Source organism: Streptomyces sp. TG1A-8 (genome assembly GCF_030499535.1).
Classification (GTDB): domain Bacteria; phylum Actinomycetota; class Actinomycetes; order Streptomycetales; family Streptomycetaceae; genus Streptomyces.
Genome location: NZ_JASTLB010000001.1, coordinates 4,319,009 through 4,333,654 on the forward strand (window position 1 = coordinate 4,319,009; position 14,646 = coordinate 4,333,654).

The following is a 14,646-nucleotide window of genomic DNA, read 5'->3' on the forward strand; positions in this document are numbered from 1 at the left end:
GATGCTGCCGGGACCGCTCGGCGCGGCCGATACGCTAGGGGTGTGACGTTCCCGGTAGTCGGCATGGTCGGCGGGGGCAGCTCGCGCGTATGACGCACGAGGCGGGCATCCCGTTGGGCATCAGGTTCAAGCTCCTCAGTGACACTCCTCAGGATTCCGCGGCGCAGGTGGTGAACGACGTCGTCATCGGCGACTATCGCGACCTGGACACGCTGCGTGCGTTCGCGCGCGGGTGCGACGTGATCACCTTCGATCACGAACACGTGCCCACCGAGCACCTCAGGGCCCTGGAGGCGGACGGCATCGCCGTGCGCCCCGGCCCCGACGCGCTCGTGCACGCCCAGGACAAGGGCGTCATGCGCGCGAGGCTCACGCGGATCGGCGTGCCGTGCCCGCGCCACCGGATCGTGAGCGATCCGCAGGACGTCGCGGCCTTCGCCGCCGAGGGGGACGGCTTCCCGGTCGTCCTCAAGACCGTCCGCGGCGGCTACGACGGCAAGGGCGTGTGGGTCGTCGACTCCGCCGAGGAGGCCGCCGACCCGTTCCGGGCGGGCGTCCCGGTCCTCGCCGAGGAGAAGGTCGACTACGTCCGCGAGCTGGCCGCCAACGTCGTGCGCTCCCCGCACGGCCAGGCCGTCGCCTATCCGGTGGTCGAGTCGCAGCAGGTGAACGGCGTCTGCGACACCGTGATCGCGCCCGCGCCCGGCCTGGAGGCGGACCTCGCGCTGCGGGCCGAGGAGATGGCCCTGACCATAGCCAAGGAGCTGGGCGTCGTCGGCCACCTCGCCGTCGAGCTGTTCCAGACCCGCGACGGACGCATCCTCGTCAACGAACTGGCGATGCGCCCGCACAACTCCGGCCACTGGTCGATGGACGGCGCGGTCACCTCCCAGTTCGCCAACCACGTCCGCGCGGTCCTCGACCTCCCGCTCGGCGACCCGCGCCCGCGCGCCCGCTGGACGGTCATGGTCAACGTCCTGGGCGGCGACTACCCGGACATGTACTCCGCGTACCTGCACTGCATGGCGCGCGACCCCCAGCTCAAGATCCACATGTACGGCAAGGACGTGAAGCCCGGCCGCAAGGTCGGACACGTCAACACCTACGGCGACGACCTGGACGACGTACTGGAGCGCGCCCGTCACGCAGCCGGCTACCTGAGAGGCACGATCACCGAATGAGCCCCGTTGTAGGCATCGTCATGGGGTCGGACTCCGACTGGCCCGTCATGGAGGCCGCCGCCAAGGCACTCGACGAGTTCGAGATCGCCTACGAGGTCGACGTCGTCTCCGCGCACCGCATGCCGCGCGAGATGATCGCGTACGGCGAGCGGGCCGCCGACCGGGGCCTGAAGGCGGTCATCGCCGGTGCCGGGGGCGCCGCCCACCTGCCGGGCATGCTCGCCTCCGTCACCCCGCTGCCGGTGATCGGCGTACCGGTGCCGCTGAAGCACCTGGACGGCATGGACTCGCTGCTGTCGATCGTGCAGATGCCGGCCGGCGTGCCCGTCGCCACCGTCTCCGTCGCCGGCGCCCGCAACGCCGGCCTGCTCGCCGTCCGGATGCTCGCCGCGCACGACGAGGACCTGCTGCAGCGGATGCGCGAGTTCCAGCAGGAGCTGAACGACCAGGCCACCGAGAAGGGCAAGCGGCTGCGCTCCAAGGTCGAGGGCGCCGGCGGCTTCGGCTTCGGGAAGTGACCGCCGTGACCGCGCTGGAGGAGGCCCGCGCGCTGCTGCGGGAGTTCCCCGTCGCCGACGGGCACAACGACCTCCCCTGGGCCCTGCGCGAACAGGTCCGCTACGACCTCGACGCCCGCGACGTCGCCGTCTCCCAGACCGCCCACCTGCACACCGACCTGCCCCGCCTGCGCGCGGGCGGGGTCGGCGCGCAGTTCTGGTCGGTGTACGTGCGCTCGGACCGGCCGGACGCGGTGCCGGCCACCCTGGAGCAGATCGACTGCGTGCGGCAGCTGATCGACCGGTACCCGCGCGAGCTGCGCGCCGCGCTGAGCGCCGCCGACATGGAGGCGGCCCGCGCCGAGGGCCGGATCGCCTCCCTGATGGGCGCCGAGGGCGGCCACTCGATCGCCGACTCGCTCGGCACCCTGCGCGGCCTGTACGCGCTCGGCGTGCGCTACCTGACGCTGACCCACAACGACAACGTCGCCTGGGCGGACTCGGCGACCGACGAGCCGCGCGTCGGCGGTCTGTCGGCCTTCGGCCGCGAGGTCGTGCGGGAGATGAACCGGCTCGGCATGCTGGTCGACCTCTCCCACGTGGCGGCGACGACCATGCGGGACGCGCTGGACGCCACCGACGCCCCGGTGATCTTCTCGCACTCCTCCTCCCGGGCCGTGTGCGACCACCCCCGCAACATCCCCGACGACGTCCTCGAACGCCTCCCCGCCAACGGCGGCGTGGCGATGGTGACGTTCGTGCCGAAGTTCGTGCTCCAGGCGGCCGTCGACTGGACGGCGGCGGCGGACGAGAACATGCGCGCCCACGGCTTCCACCACCTCGACACCACGCCCGGGGCGATGGAGGTGCACCGCGAGTTCGAGGAGCGCAATCCGCGCCCGGTCGCCACGGCGGCCACCGTGGCGGACCACCTCGACCACATGCGCGAGGTGGCCGGCGTCGACCACCTCGGCATAGGCGGCGACTACGACGGCACCGCCTTCACCCCGCACGGCCTGGACGACGTCTCCGGCTACCCGAACCTGATCGCCGAGCTCCTCGGCCGGGGCTGGTCCAAGACCGACCTGGCCAAGCTGACCTGGCGCAACGCGGTCCGGGTCCTGTCGGCGGCGGAGGACGTCGCGCGTGACCTCCAGGCCACGCGCGCGCCGTCCAACGCCACGATCGAGTCGCTGGACGGCTGAGGGACCCCTCGGCGCGGCGGAGGCGCCGTCCCGGCAGCCGTCCCGTGCGCGGGACCGGGCCCCTACGGGTGCTCGATGCGGCACAGGCAGAACGGGTGCCCGGCCGGGTCGGCGTACACCTGGAAGTCCTTCTTCTCCCGGTCCTCCGTCTCCAGCGGACGGGCGCCCAGTTCGAGCACCCGCTCATGGGCCGCGTCGACCTCGGCCCAGGTCGAGCCCGCGTCGAAGTCCAGGTGGAACTGCTGGCCGTTGCGGTCGGCGCGCGGCCACTCGGGCGGGGTGTGGCCCTCCGCCCGCTGGAACGCGAGCCGTGGCCCGTCCGGAACCGCCAGGACGACCCAGTCGTCGTCCTCGGCCCGGGGGGTGCCGCCGGCGACCGCCGCGTAGAACGCGGCCAGCGCGCGCGGGTCGGGGCAGTCGAGCACTACGGAACGCAGACGGGCGACGGGCGCCATCGTTTCCTCCTTGATGCGAAGCCTTATGGATCGTGCGCGGGGCGCACCCCGGTGCCGCGCCCGGATCAGCAGGCGCAGAGACAGAAGGGGTGCCCCGCCGGGTCGGCGTACACACGCCAGCCGCGGGAGCGGTCCCCGGTGTCCAGGGGCCTGGCGCCCAGCTCCAGCACCCCCCGCTCCGCCGCGTCCAGGTCCGCCACCTCCAGGTCCAGGTGGAACTGCTGGGAGTCCTCCGGGGCCGGCCACTTCGGCGGGACGAACCCGGGCGCCCGCTGGAAGGCGAGCGTCCGCCCGCCGGGCAGCCTCAGGTCCACCCAGTCGTCCTCGCCCTCCACCGCGCCGCCCAGCACACCGGCGTAGAAGCCGGCCAGGGCGCGCGGGTCGGGACAGTCCAGGACGACCGCATCGAGCACGGCGAGGGCCATGACGTCCTCCTCGAAGCCGGGGTTACCGCTAGATCCGGGTAACCGGTAACCGTTACCGCATGCTCCCGCCAAGCGGGTGACTCCGCAACCGGATTCCGGGAGGTAACTTGCAGGCATGAGTGACCGATCGCCCGCGCCGGGAGGTCTGGCCCTGGTCCAGTCGCTGGTCAACACGCTGGACATCGAGACGGGCGCCGACTCACTGGACACCCCCGAGGGCCGCGACCGCCTGGCGCTCACCGAGGACCGGCTCGCCGAGGCCCGGGAGCTGCGCGAGTCGCTGCGGGCCGCGCTGCTCGCCCACGCCGGGCACCCGCCGCACCGGACCGTCACCCCGCTCGGCGACCTCCTGGCCCGCGCCCCCCTGTACGTGTCCGTCGACCCCCGCGACGGCTCCGCCCGCCTCGCCCCGGCCGACCCCGGCCCGCTGCCGGCCCGGGTCGCCGCCGCCGTCGCCGAGGCACTGGCCGCCGGCACCTGGAACCGCCTGAAGGCCTGCGAGGCCGACACCTGCCACTGGGCGTACTACGACCGCAGCCCCGCCGGCCGCGGCCGCTGGTGCTCGATGCGGGTGTGCGGGGCGCGGGCGAAGATGCGCCGCTACCGGGCCAAGGAACGGTAAGGCCCGGGAGGTCCACCGGCCGCTCCGCCGCCCGCTGGTGCAGAATGCGGGCAGACGCCGGTTCGGCCGACTGAGCCTCGGCCGAACCGGCGTCGCCCGGCCCGGCGCCTACGCGGTCGGGCGGCCCATCGCCCGGTACGTCCACCCGGCCCGCCGCCACAGCTCCGGGTCCAGGGCGTTGCGCCCGTCCAGCACCACCCGGGCCGCCGCCGCCTCGCCCAGCGCCTGCGGGTCCAGCTCGCGGAACTCGCGCCACTCGGTCAGGTGCAGCACGACGTCGGCCGCCCGCACCGCCTCCAGCGCCGAACCGGCGTAGCCGAGCGTCGGGAAGATCCTGCGGGCGTTGTCCATGCCCTTCGGGTCGTACACGGTGACCTGACCGCCCTGGAGGTGGATCTGGCCGGCCACGTTCAGCGCCGGCGAGTCCCGCACGTCGTCCGAGTCGGGCTTGAAGGTGGCGCCGAGCACCGCGACCCGCCTGCCCAGGAACGAGCCCCCGCCGAGGGCCTCCCGGGCCATCTCCACCATCTGGCCGCGCCGGCGCATGTTGATCGAGTCGATCTCCCGCAGGAACGTCAGCGCCTGGTCCGCGCCCAGCTCGCCCGCCCGCGCCATGAACGCCCGGATGTCCTTGGGCAGGCAGCCGCCGCCGAACCCGATCCCGGCCCGCAGGAACTTCCTGCCGATCCGGTCGTCGTGCCCGATGGCCTCGGCCAGCTTCGCCACGTCACCGCCGGCGGCCTCGCACACCTCCGCCATCGCGTTGATGAACGAGATCTTCGTCGCCAGGAACGAGTTCGCGGCCGTCTTCACCAGCTCGGCGGTCGGGAAGTCGGTCACCACGAACGGCGTGCCCTCCCCGACCGGCGTCGCGTACACCTCGCGCAGCAGCTTCTCGGCCCGCTCGCCGCGCACCCCGACCACGATCCGGTCCGGGTGCAGCGTGTCCTGCACCGCGAAGCCCTCCCGCAGGAACTCCGGGTTCCACGCCAGCTCGGCGTCCGCGCCGGCCGGCGCGTGCTCGGCCAGGTAGGCGGCCAGCCGCTCGGCCGAACCGACCGGCACGGTCGACTTGCCGACCACCAGCGCCGGACCGTGCAGGTGCGGGGCGAGGGAGGCGACGGCGGCGTCGACGTACGACATGTCCGCCGCGTAGTCGCCGTGCCGCTGGGGCGTGTTGACGCACACGAAGTGCACGTCGCCGAAGGCGCCGACCTCCGCCCAGTCCCGCGTGAACCGGAGCCGCCCCGAGGAGCCCTCCAGGCCCGCGACGTGCCTGCGCAGCAGCTCCTCCAGCCCCGGCTCGTACATCGGGGTCTCACCGCGCTCCAGCATCGCGATCTTCTCGGGCACCACGTCCAGGCCGAGCACCTCGAAGCCCAGTTCGGCCATGGCCGCGGCGTGCGTGGCGCCGAGATAGCCGGTGCCGATCACGGTGATCTTCAGGCTCATGGATGCTCCAGCCGGGGTCTGTCGGTCGTACGCGGTGATGCGCTGATGCGGAGCCCGAGCATAGTCGGGCCGCGCGCCGGGCAATTTCCCCGCTGTCACCAAACTCACGTAGGCGGGCCCGCGGACGGGCCTCTAGAATTCGAGTTACTTAACGGTAATTAGCGTCGCTGCGTCTTTGGAGCGTGAGAGACCTTGGCCGGATCGGCTGACTTCGACCTGTACCGCCCGTCCGAGGAGCACGACATGCTCCGTGACGCCGTCCGCTCGCTGGTCGAGGCGAAGATCGCGCCGCACGCGGCGGCGGTGGACGAGGAGGCCCGCTTCCCGCAGGAGGCGCTGGACGCGCTCGTGGCCAACGACCTGCACGCCGTGCACGTCCCCGAGGAGTACGGCGGCGCCGGCGCGGACGCGCTCGCCACGGTCATCGTGATCGAGGAGGTGGCCCGCGCCTGCGTGTCGTCCTCCCTCATCCCGGCCGTGAACAAGCTGGGCTCCCTGCCGGTGATCCTCTCCGGCGGCGAGGACCTGAAGAAGAAGTACCTCGCCCCGCTCGCCAAGGGCGACGCGATGTTCTCCTACTGCCTGTCCGAGCCGGAGGCGGGCTCGGACGCGGCCGGCATGAAGACCCGGGCGGTCCGCGACGGCGACCACTGGGTCCTCAACGGCGTCAAGCGCTGGATCACCAACGCGGGCGTCTCCGAGTTCTACACGGTCATGGCGGTCACCGATCCCGCCAAGCGCTCCAGGGGCATCTCCGCCTTCGTCGTGGAGAAGTCGGACCCGGGGGTCTCCTTCGGCGCCCCCGAGAAGAAGCTGGGCATCAAGGGCTCCCCGACCCGCGAGGTCTACTTCGACGACGTCCGCATCCCCGCCGACCGCATGATCGGCGAGGAGGGCACCGGCTTCGCCACCGCCATGAAGACCCTGGACCACACCCGCATCACCATCGCCGCCCAGGCCCTCGGCGTCGCCCAGGGCGCCTTCGACTACGCCAGGGGCTACGTCGCCGAGCGCAAGCAGTTCGGCAGGCCGATCGCCGACTTCCAGGGCATCCAGTTCATGCTCGCCGACATGGCCATGAAGATCGAGGCCGCCCGCCAGCTGACCTACGCGGCGGCGGCGAAGTCCGAACGCGGCGACCGCGACCTCACCTTCCAGGGCGCGGCCGCCAAGTGCTTCGCCTCCGACGTGGCCATGGAGGTCACCACCGACGCGGTCCAGCTCCTCGGCGGCTACGGCTACACCCGGGACTACCCGGTGGAGCGGATGATGCGCGACGCCAAGATCACCCAGATCTACGAGGGCACCAACCAGGTCCAGCGCATCGTCATGGCACGCAACCTGCCGTAACGGCCCCGGGCCCCCGCCCGCCCCGGGAGGCGCCCCGCGGGGCGCCTTCCCGCTGTCCGGGCCCGCCGGTCCGGACGCGCCTTACGACTGGTCGGTCACATGCGGGCCGGGCCGGGTGGGCGTAGGACGGAAGCACACGGGGCCCGCCCCGGGTCCCTGCCTCCGAGGAGGAGCCATGACCCAGTCAGGGATGATGCCCGCGATGACCCGGCAGATGCAGGAGTGCGTCGAGGCCTGCATGAACTGCCACAGCATGTGCGAGCAGACCGTCTGTTCCTGCATGCAGCAGGGCGGCCAGGAGCAGATGCAGGTCATGAGGGCGCTCATGGACTGCTCCGAGATGACGCGCATGTGCGCCGACATGATGATGCGCCGCTCGCCACTGGCGGCCGAGATGTGCGCACTGTGCGCCAGGGCCTGTGACATGTGCGCCGAGGCGTGCATGTCCATGCCGGACGACGAGCAGATGATGCGCTGTGCCGAGGCGTGTCGCCGCTGCGCCGACACGTGCCGCACGATGGCGGGCGCCTCCATGTGACACGGCCGCGACGGCCTCCGGGGGCGCCTCAGGGCCGCCCCCGGAGGCCGGACCGGGGCGCTACCAGGTGAAGCCCTGCTGGACCTCCATGCAGGCGTCCTTCTTGTCGCCGTTCAGCACGGCGGCGGTCTCGGGGGCCCTCGTCGGCTCCGCGGACGCCGGGTAGGCGTCCCCGGTGCGCCAGTCCGCGCCCACGGTCAGGACGATCCCGGAGACGTCGGTCGACCTGCGCACCGAGTCCAGCGGCAGCCCGATCGCCTTGGCCACCGCCTGGGCATCGCCCTCCAGGTCGGCGCTGGGGAAGAGGAGCGCGGTCCGCGCCTCGGGGGTGAGCCGGGCGTCGACCTCCGTCCGGGCGAACCCCTTGCCCCGCAGGACCCGCGCCACCGCCGAGGCCCGTTGGGACGCGGGCACCCGGCCGTCGACGCCGGTGCCGTTGCGGACCTGCACGGCGATCTCGCCGTCCGGTGCCGCCGGATCCCGCGAGGCCTTCTCGGTCCGGTGCTTCGCACCGCGGCCGTCGAGCGGGGCGTCCCGGCGGACCATGGAGATGAGCTGGTCGGCGTCCCCGGGCATGGGCACCACCCGGTCGTGGTCCTGCGACCACTGCTGCGTGGGCAGCGTCGTCATGGTGATGCGCCCGGTGGGCACCTTCTTGAACTCCTCGGACAGGTCGTACAGCTCCTTGATCGTGCCGAGGCCCTCGTCGACCTTGAGCGCCTTCGTCGCGGTCTCCGCCAGCCTGCGCATCTCGTCGGGGTTGCTCAGGGTCGCGTTCTCGCGCAGCTGGCGCACCATCGCGTTCATGTACATGTGCTGGGCGTGGGTGCGGCCGAGGTCGGTGCCGTCCTCGAAGCCGTAGCGGGTGCGCAGCCACTGCAGGGCCTGCTTGCCCTGGACGGAGGTGGTGCCCGCCTTCAGCTTCAGGCCCGAGCCGTGGCCGTCCGGGGTGTGGGAGTAGATGTTCTGCTTCACGCAGACCGGGACGCCGCCGATGGCGTCCGCCATCGACACCACCCCGGAGAAGTCGACCATCATGAAGTGGTCGACGTGCACGCCGGTCAGCTTCTGCCAGGTGGCGACGGTGCAGCCCGGGCCGCCGCGGCCCAGGGACTCGTTCGCCATGGCGAGGGGGAGCGCCTGGTACACCTTGTGGGTGTGCGGGTCGGTGCACCTGGGTATGGGGATCATGGTGTCGCGCGGGAGGCTCACCACGGACATGTTGCTGCGGTCGGCCGAGACGTGCACCAGCATCTGCACGTCCGCGAGCGCCGGACGGCCCACGTCGGCCCTGGACCCGCCGAGCTTGAGGTCCTCCGCCGTGTTGCGGCTGTCGGAGCCGATCAGCAGGACGTTCAGCGGCGTCTGCCCCGCGGCGTTGGGAGTCGCCTTGGGCACGTCGGAGTCGCCGAGGTTCAGCTTCTCCTTCCTGATGTTGCCGTTCAGGTGCCGGTAGTAGAGGCAGCCCGCGCCGGCGGCGCCGAGTATCACCACCGACAGGGTCAGCGCCGACCAGCGCAGTATCCGCCGGCTCCGGTGGGGCGGTCTCGGCCCGCCGTCGCCCCGGCCGCCGGACGGCGCGGGCCCGCCGTCCGGCCCGGCCTCCGCGTCCCGCGCCCGGTCCGCCCCGCCGGGCTGCCGGGTGCGCGGCACAGCCCCTTCTCCGCGCACGCTGCCTCGCGTCATCTCCTGCCCCTCCCGCGCCCGGCATCCCTACCGCGGCTTCGTTCCGCGCCCCGGCTGCGCGTACGTCCTCGTACGGCCGGGGCCACCAAGTCGGCTGTGTCAGCCGTGCACCGGGGAAGGCCGGGCACGGGCCGTACCGCGCTCATGCGCTGAGTGGGACGCGAAACCGCACACCGGGGTCACGGGCCCCGCGTGCCGCCGTGAGACGGGGCGCGTCCGTTCCTCCGCCCTCGCCGGGCGTCAGGGCCGCAGCCGGAGATCCGGTGGGGCCGGGGGGCGCGCGCACCGGAGCGGGCCGGCGGCGCGGACGTGGGCGGTCACCCGCTCGGCCCGGCCGCGGCGCCGCGCGCCCGCGGCCGTGGTGTCCTTCGTCGGGACCACGCGGCGTCCACCCCCCAAAGACCTCGGTCGGTCTCGAACAGTGCGCGACCCGACGGCCGGGTGCCCTGGACCGCTCACCTTATCGGCCGGGCCCCGGGCCGGACGACGGCGGTGAGATAGTCCACTTCCGTACAACCTTTGGGCTAGGTGCCGGAAACGGTGACCTTCTCGTCGTTGTTCAACTCGTCGACCAGGGTCTTCACCTTCGCCTTGTCCCACAGGAGGTTGCCGCCGACGGAGCCGGAGACCGGCATGTTCATCGACGTGCCCTCACCGCCGCTGACGCCCTTCATCGCCCAGAACATCGACGCCAGGTCCCACAGGCTCATGTCCTTGTCGACGGTCAGCGAGTCCAGGCCCGCGCCCATGGCCGGGTAGAACGCGAACGGGTTCAGCACCGTCGACGGGGTGGCCACCTGGTGGGCCAGCGCCGACAGGAACTTCTGCTGGTTCTTCGTGCGCTGCAGGTCGCTGGCCGCGAACGCGTGCCGGGTGCGGACGAAGGCGAGGGCCTCCTCGCCGTTCAGCTTCTGCTTGCCGGCCTTGAAGTCCGCGCCGGAGTACTTGTCCTTGAAGCCCTTGTCGATGGTGATCTCGACCCCGCCGACCGCGTCCACGATGCTCGCGAAGCCGGCGAAGCCGATCTCCACGTAGTGGTTGATGCGCAGGCCGGTGTTGTACTCGACCGTGCGGACCAGCAGCGTCGGGCCGTCCTCGGCGTAGGCCGCGTTCAGCTTCGTGTGCCGGCCGGTGCCCTGGTAGACCTTCCCGGACCCCGATCCCTTGTACGTCGGTATCTCCACGTCCGAGTCGCGCGGCAGCGAGACCAGCGTGTCGCCGTTGCCGCCGACGTGCAGGATCATCATCGAGTCGGTGCGCTGGCCGTCGGCGGAGCCGGTGTGCAGCTTCTTCTTCTCCTCGGTGGACATGCCCTTGCGGCTGTCGGAGCCGACGATCAGGTAGTTGGTGCCGTCGCCGCCCTCGGGACGGTCGATGACCTTCGACAGGTCGACGTCCCGGTGCAGCTTGGAGTCGGCCCAGAAGTACGTCGCCACCGAGGTGACGACCAGCACGCCCGCCACCGCGATCGCGGTGAGCTTGATGCGCCGCCGCCAGTCGGGCGCGGGCCGGGCCCCGCGGCCGGACCCGCCGCCCGGGCCGCCCGGCCCGTGGCCGCCGGGGGTGCCGTAGACCTGGCCGGTGTTGTAGCCGCTGTCGTAGCCGTCGTCCGCCCCGTGTCCCCGGCCGTCGACGTACGACGACTGCTGCGGGACCCCGGCGCCGTGCGGCGGCGCGGACGGCCCGGGGGTGCCGTACGAGCGCTGCCCGGGCGGTACCGCCCGGCCGCCGCGCCGCACCTGACGCATCACGCGAGCGCTCTCCGGCTGCTCGCCGCCGCTGCCGCGTCCGTAGCGCGGGCCGCGGTTGTCGTCGGACCATCCCTCGGGCCAGTCATTCATGCGCCCAGTGTGCAGGGCCGGGCGGTGTGCCCCACAAGTGATGTCGGAAAATCAGAGCGTCGCTGTAGCGAAGCTGACACAAAATTCCGTGAATGTCGCTTCGGCATAAGGTGGAGGGCATGACAGACCAGGTCCCGGCCGTGGATCCGGACATCCCGGGCAAGCCCACCTCCGCCTCCCGCACCACCCTCAGCCACATCATGACCCACAACGACACCAACCTGCTGGGGACGGTGCACGGCGGGGTGATCATGAAACTGGTCGACGACGCGGCGGGCGCGGTCGCGGGCCGGCACTCCGGAGGCCCCGCCGTCACCGCGTCGATGGACGAGATGGTCTTCCTGGAGCCGGTCCGCGTCGGTGACCTGGTCCACGTGAAGGCCCAGGTCAACTGGACCGGCCGGACCTCGATGGAGATAGGCGTCCGGGTCCTGGCCGAACGCTGGAACGAGTCGGCCCCGGCCACCCGGGTCGGCTCGGCCTACCTCGTCTTCGCGGCCGTGGACGCCGACGGCAGGCCGCGCCGGGTGCCCCCGGTCGTCCCGGAGACCGACCGCGACCGCCGCCGCTACCAGGAGGCCCAGATCCGCCGCACCCACCGCCTGGCCCGCCGCCGCGCCATCCGCGAACTGCGCGAGAAGCGGGCGGCGGAAGGCTTCGAGGACTGAGCCCCCGGGCTCCCGGGGCCCGGGACCGGCCGGGGCGCGCTCAGGCCGTGTTCGAGCACACCACCTCGCTGCCGCGCACCACGCCCTGCCCCGGCTGGGCCGGGTCGTCCGCCCGGACCGCGCGCACGGCCCGGAAGTCGCTCCCGGCGGTCACCTTCAGCAGCGGCCCCTGGCCCGCCACCGGGCGCAGCGCGCTGCCCGGCAGGGCCGCCGCCAGGGACCTGGCCGAGCGGTCCCAGCGCGGGTCGTAGGAGATCACCGTGCGCCGCACGTCGTGGGCGGCGGCGCTCACGGGCCGGCGGGTGGTGGCGAAGCCGGCCGCCGCGAGCGCCGCGTCGACCCGCTTGGCCAGCCCCGCGGTGCCGGTGCCGTTCTCCACCTGGACGCGGATCCGCTGCGGGGCGACCTCCACCGGCGCCGGCCGGGGCCCGCGCGGCGGGCGGCCGGTGCTGAGCGGCTTGTCGTCGCGCAGTGACCGGAAGAGCCTGCCGGACGCCGCCGGGTCCCACTTCAGGGTCGAGCCGATCCCCTTGACCCGGAAGTCCAGCTGTCCGACGGGCACGGTGGCGAACTCGGAGGAGGAGGGGGAGAAGTTCCGCATCGCCCGGCCGAGGTCGAGCAGTTCGTCGGTGCCGAAGCCCTCGTCCGCCCGTACCGAGCCGAGCACGGCCCGGGTCACGTCCCGGAACCGCATCGGGTTCAGCAGCACCCCGGAGGAGGTGGCCCGCTCGATGAGCGAGGCCAGGAACCGCTGCTGCCGCCTCATCCGGCCCAGGTCGCTCGCCCCGTCCAGGTGCCGGGCGCGCACGTACTGCAGTGCCTGCCCGCCGCCGAGCGTGTGGGTGCCGGCCGCGAGGTCGAGCCCGGTGTAGGGGTCCTTCAGCGGCGCCGGCGTGCAGATCCGCACCCCGCCGAGGACGTCCACGGTCCGCATGAAGCTGGTGAAGTCGACCTCCAGGTAGTGGTTGATCTTCACGTGGGTCATGTCCTCGACCGTGCGCACGGTCAACTGGGGGCCGCCCTCGGCGTAGGCCGCGTTCAGCCTGACCGGGTGCGGGCCGTGGCGCTGCCCGGACTTCCCGTCGACGTGCGCGGGCACCTCGGCGTAGGAGTCGCGGGGCAGGCCGACCACGCTCGCCCGCTCCCGGTCCTCCGAGATGTGCACGATCATGATCGTGTCGGTGCAGTGGCAGGGCTCGCCGCCCAACCGGTAGGCGCGCCGCTCGGCGGCGCCGATCCCGTCGCGCCCGTCGGTGCCGACCAGCAGGACGTTCGTGCCGTGCCCGGCGCGGGGCCGGTTCTTCATGTCCTTGAAGGCGTCGACCCGGGCGATGCCGGCGTCCAGGCTGGTGACGACCGCGTGGCCGATGCCGGCGGAGGCGAGCACCACCACCGACAGCGTGGTCACCGCCCGCACGGCCCAGCGCGGCCGCCTGGGCCGCGGGGGCTTCGCCACCCGTTCGGGCGCTCTGGGCACACGGTGGGGCGGCTGCGGGCGGCGCTGGGGCCGGGTGGGGGACCGTGGCGGGCTGGACAAGGGGACACCTCCGGACGACGGCCGTACGTGGGATCCGTGAGCACGGTAGGCCGGTACGATCCTCAGCCCGGCTCTTGGCCCCGGCGGCGCGCACCGGTGTCCCCCGTTCGCGGTAACGTGAGCGTCCTATGAACGCCAAGCCCGACGTGCGGTTCCCCGCCGTGTCCGTGATCATGCCCGTCCTCAACGAGGAACGGCATCTGCGCGGAGCCGTCCAAGCGATCCTCGCGCAGGAGTACGCCGGCGACATGGAGGTCGTGATCGCCCTCGGTCCGTCCACGGACCGCACGGACGAGATCGCCGCCGAGCTGGTCCGGGAGACCGCGTCCCACGACACCAAGCGCGTGCACACCGTCCCGAACCCGACCGGCCGCACGCCCGCGGCGCTGAACGCGGCCATCAAGGCCTCCCGGCACCCGATCGTGGTCCGCGTCGACGGCCACGGCATGCTCTCGCCGGACTACATCGCCACCGCGGTGCGGCTCCTGGAGGAGACCGGCGCGCAGAACGTCGGCGGCATCATGCACGCCGAGGGCGAGAACGACTGGGAGCACGCGGTCGCCGCCGCCATGACCTCGAAGATCGGCGTCGGCAACGCGGCCTTCCACACCGGTGGCGAGGCCGGTCCCGCCGAGACCGTCTACCTCGGCGTCTTCCGCCGCGAGGCCCTGGAGCGGCAGGGCGGCTACAACGAGGAGTTCATCCGCGCCCAGGACTGGGAGCTGAACTTCCGCATCCGTGAGGCGGGCGGCCTGATCTGGTTCTCGCCCGAACTGAAGGTGTCGTACCGGCCCCGGCCGAGCGTGCGGGCGCTGGCCAAGCAGTACAAGGACTACGGCCGCTGGCGCCACGTGGTCGCCCGCTACCACGAGGGCTCCATCAACCTGCGCTACCTCGCCCCGCCGACGGCGGTGTGCGCGATGGCGGCGGGCCTGGTGGTGGGCGCGGCGCTGACCCCGTGGGGCTTCGTCGTCCCCGGGGGGTACCTGGCGGCGATCGTCGTGGGCTCGGTGCCCGCGGGCAGGGGCCTGCCGCTGAAGGCGCGCCTGCAGATCCCGGTGGCCCTGGCGACCATGCACATGTCCTGGGGCTGGGGCTTTCTGACCAGCCCGAAGTCCCTGGCCAAGAAGGTCATCGCCTCGCGCCGGCCGGCGGTCCCCGCCACCGGCTGACCGCACCGCCGCGGGGA

13 protein-coding genes and 1 pseudogene are annotated in these 14,646 nt (G+C 72.8%); 8 read left to right on the forward strand and 6 right to left on the reverse strand.

The annotated features are described in order from the left end of the window. The first annotated feature begins 42 nt into the window (after positions 1-42). The 3 genes and pseudogenes from QQY24_RS18970 to QQY24_RS18980 all read left to right on the forward strand — a co-directional run bounded on the left by QQY24_RS18970 (position 43) and on the right by QQY24_RS18980 (position 2,883). A pseudogene (locus tag QQY24_RS18970) lies at positions 43-1,181 on the forward strand (5-(carboxyamino)imidazole ribonucleotide synthase). After that, positions 1,178-1,699: a 5-(carboxyamino)imidazole ribonucleotide mutase gene (gene purE / locus QQY24_RS18975; RefSeq protein ID WP_301973881.1), complete on the forward strand. Its 522-nt coding sequence runs from the start codon at positions 1,178-1,180 to the stop codon at positions 1,697-1,699. Before QQY24_RS18970 ends, purE begins: the two are co-directional and overlap by 4 nt. Further along, entirely contained in the window at positions 1,696-2,883 is a 1,188-nt protein-coding gene (locus QQY24_RS18980; protein ID WP_301973882.1) for a dipeptidase, read from the forward strand. The genes purE and QQY24_RS18980 overlap by 4 nt, the downstream gene beginning before the upstream one ends. A gap of 62 nt (positions 2,884-2,945) precedes the next feature. Here the strand turns inward: QQY24_RS18980 and QQY24_RS18985 are convergent, their stop codons facing one another. Together QQY24_RS18985 and QQY24_RS18990 are read right to left on the reverse strand one after the other, a co-directional pair. Beyond that, a complete protein-coding gene (locus QQY24_RS18985) occupies positions 2,946-3,338 on the reverse strand; it encodes a VOC family protein (RefSeq protein WP_301973883.1) in 393 nt (130 codons plus the stop codon). Positions 3,339-3,403: 65 nt separating this feature from the next. After that, a complete protein-coding gene (locus tag QQY24_RS18990; RefSeq protein ID WP_301973884.1) occupies positions 3,404-3,763 on the reverse strand; it encodes a VOC family protein in 360 nt (119 codons plus the stop codon). Between the two features lie 115 nt (positions 3,764-3,878). Between QQY24_RS18990 and QQY24_RS18995 the strand changes: the two genes are divergently transcribed. After that, a complete protein-coding gene (locus QQY24_RS18995) occupies positions 3,879-4,385 on the forward strand; it encodes a CGNR zinc finger domain-containing protein (RefSeq protein WP_301973885.1) in 507 nt (168 codons plus the stop codon). A 108-nt stretch (positions 4,386-4,493) separates the two neighbouring features. Here the strand turns inward: QQY24_RS18995 and QQY24_RS19000 are convergent, their stop codons facing one another. Continuing rightward, complete coding sequence (locus QQY24_RS19000; protein ID WP_301973886.1) at positions 4,494-5,837, reverse strand: UDP-glucose/GDP-mannose dehydrogenase family protein; 1,344 nt, start codon at positions 5,835-5,837, stop codon at positions 4,494-4,496. Between the two features lie 192 nt (positions 5,838-6,029). On the opposite strand from QQY24_RS19000, the gene QQY24_RS19005 reads away from it, so the two are divergent. Together QQY24_RS19005 and QQY24_RS19010 are read left to right on the forward strand one after the other, a co-directional pair. Then, entirely contained in the window at positions 6,030-7,187 is a 1,158-nt protein-coding gene (locus tag QQY24_RS19005) for an acyl-CoA dehydrogenase (protein WP_301973887.1), read from the forward strand. A 175-nt stretch (positions 7,188-7,362) separates the two neighbouring features. Then, positions 7,363-7,725: a four-helix bundle copper-binding protein gene (locus tag QQY24_RS19010; protein ID WP_301973888.1), complete on the forward strand. Its 363-nt coding sequence runs from the start codon at positions 7,363-7,365 to the stop codon at positions 7,723-7,725. Between the two features lie 60 nt (positions 7,726-7,785). Here QQY24_RS19010 and QQY24_RS19015 read toward each other — a convergent pair whose 3' ends face one another. Together QQY24_RS19015 and QQY24_RS19020 are read right to left on the reverse strand one after the other, a co-directional pair. Further along, a complete protein-coding gene (locus QQY24_RS19015; protein WP_301973889.1) occupies positions 7,786-9,411 on the reverse strand; it encodes an LCP family protein in 1,626 nt (541 codons plus the stop codon). A gap of 524 nt (positions 9,412-9,935) precedes the next feature. Further along, the gene (locus QQY24_RS19020) at positions 9,936-11,252 is read right to left on the reverse strand and encodes an LCP family protein (protein ID WP_301973890.1); all 1,317 of its coding nucleotides are present in this window, start codon (positions 11,250-11,252) and stop codon (positions 9,936-9,938) included. Between the two features lie 119 nt (positions 11,253-11,371). Between QQY24_RS19020 and QQY24_RS19025 the strand changes: the two genes are divergently transcribed. Continuing rightward, entirely contained in the window at positions 11,372-11,920 is a 549-nt protein-coding gene (locus QQY24_RS19025; RefSeq protein ID WP_301973891.1) for an acyl-CoA thioesterase, read from the forward strand. A 40-nt stretch (positions 11,921-11,960) separates the two neighbouring features. Here QQY24_RS19025 and QQY24_RS19030 read toward each other — a convergent pair whose 3' ends face one another. After that, a complete protein-coding gene (locus QQY24_RS19030; RefSeq protein WP_301976287.1) occupies positions 11,961-13,337 on the reverse strand; it encodes an LCP family protein in 1,377 nt (458 codons plus the stop codon). A gap of 248 nt (positions 13,338-13,585) precedes the next feature. Here QQY24_RS19030 and QQY24_RS19035 point away from each other — a divergent pair, with 248 nt between their 5' ends. Next, a complete protein-coding gene (locus tag QQY24_RS19035) occupies positions 13,586-14,629 on the forward strand; it encodes a glycosyltransferase family 2 protein (protein WP_301973892.1) in 1,044 nt (347 codons plus the stop codon). Positions 14,630-14,646 lie beyond the last annotated feature (17 nt).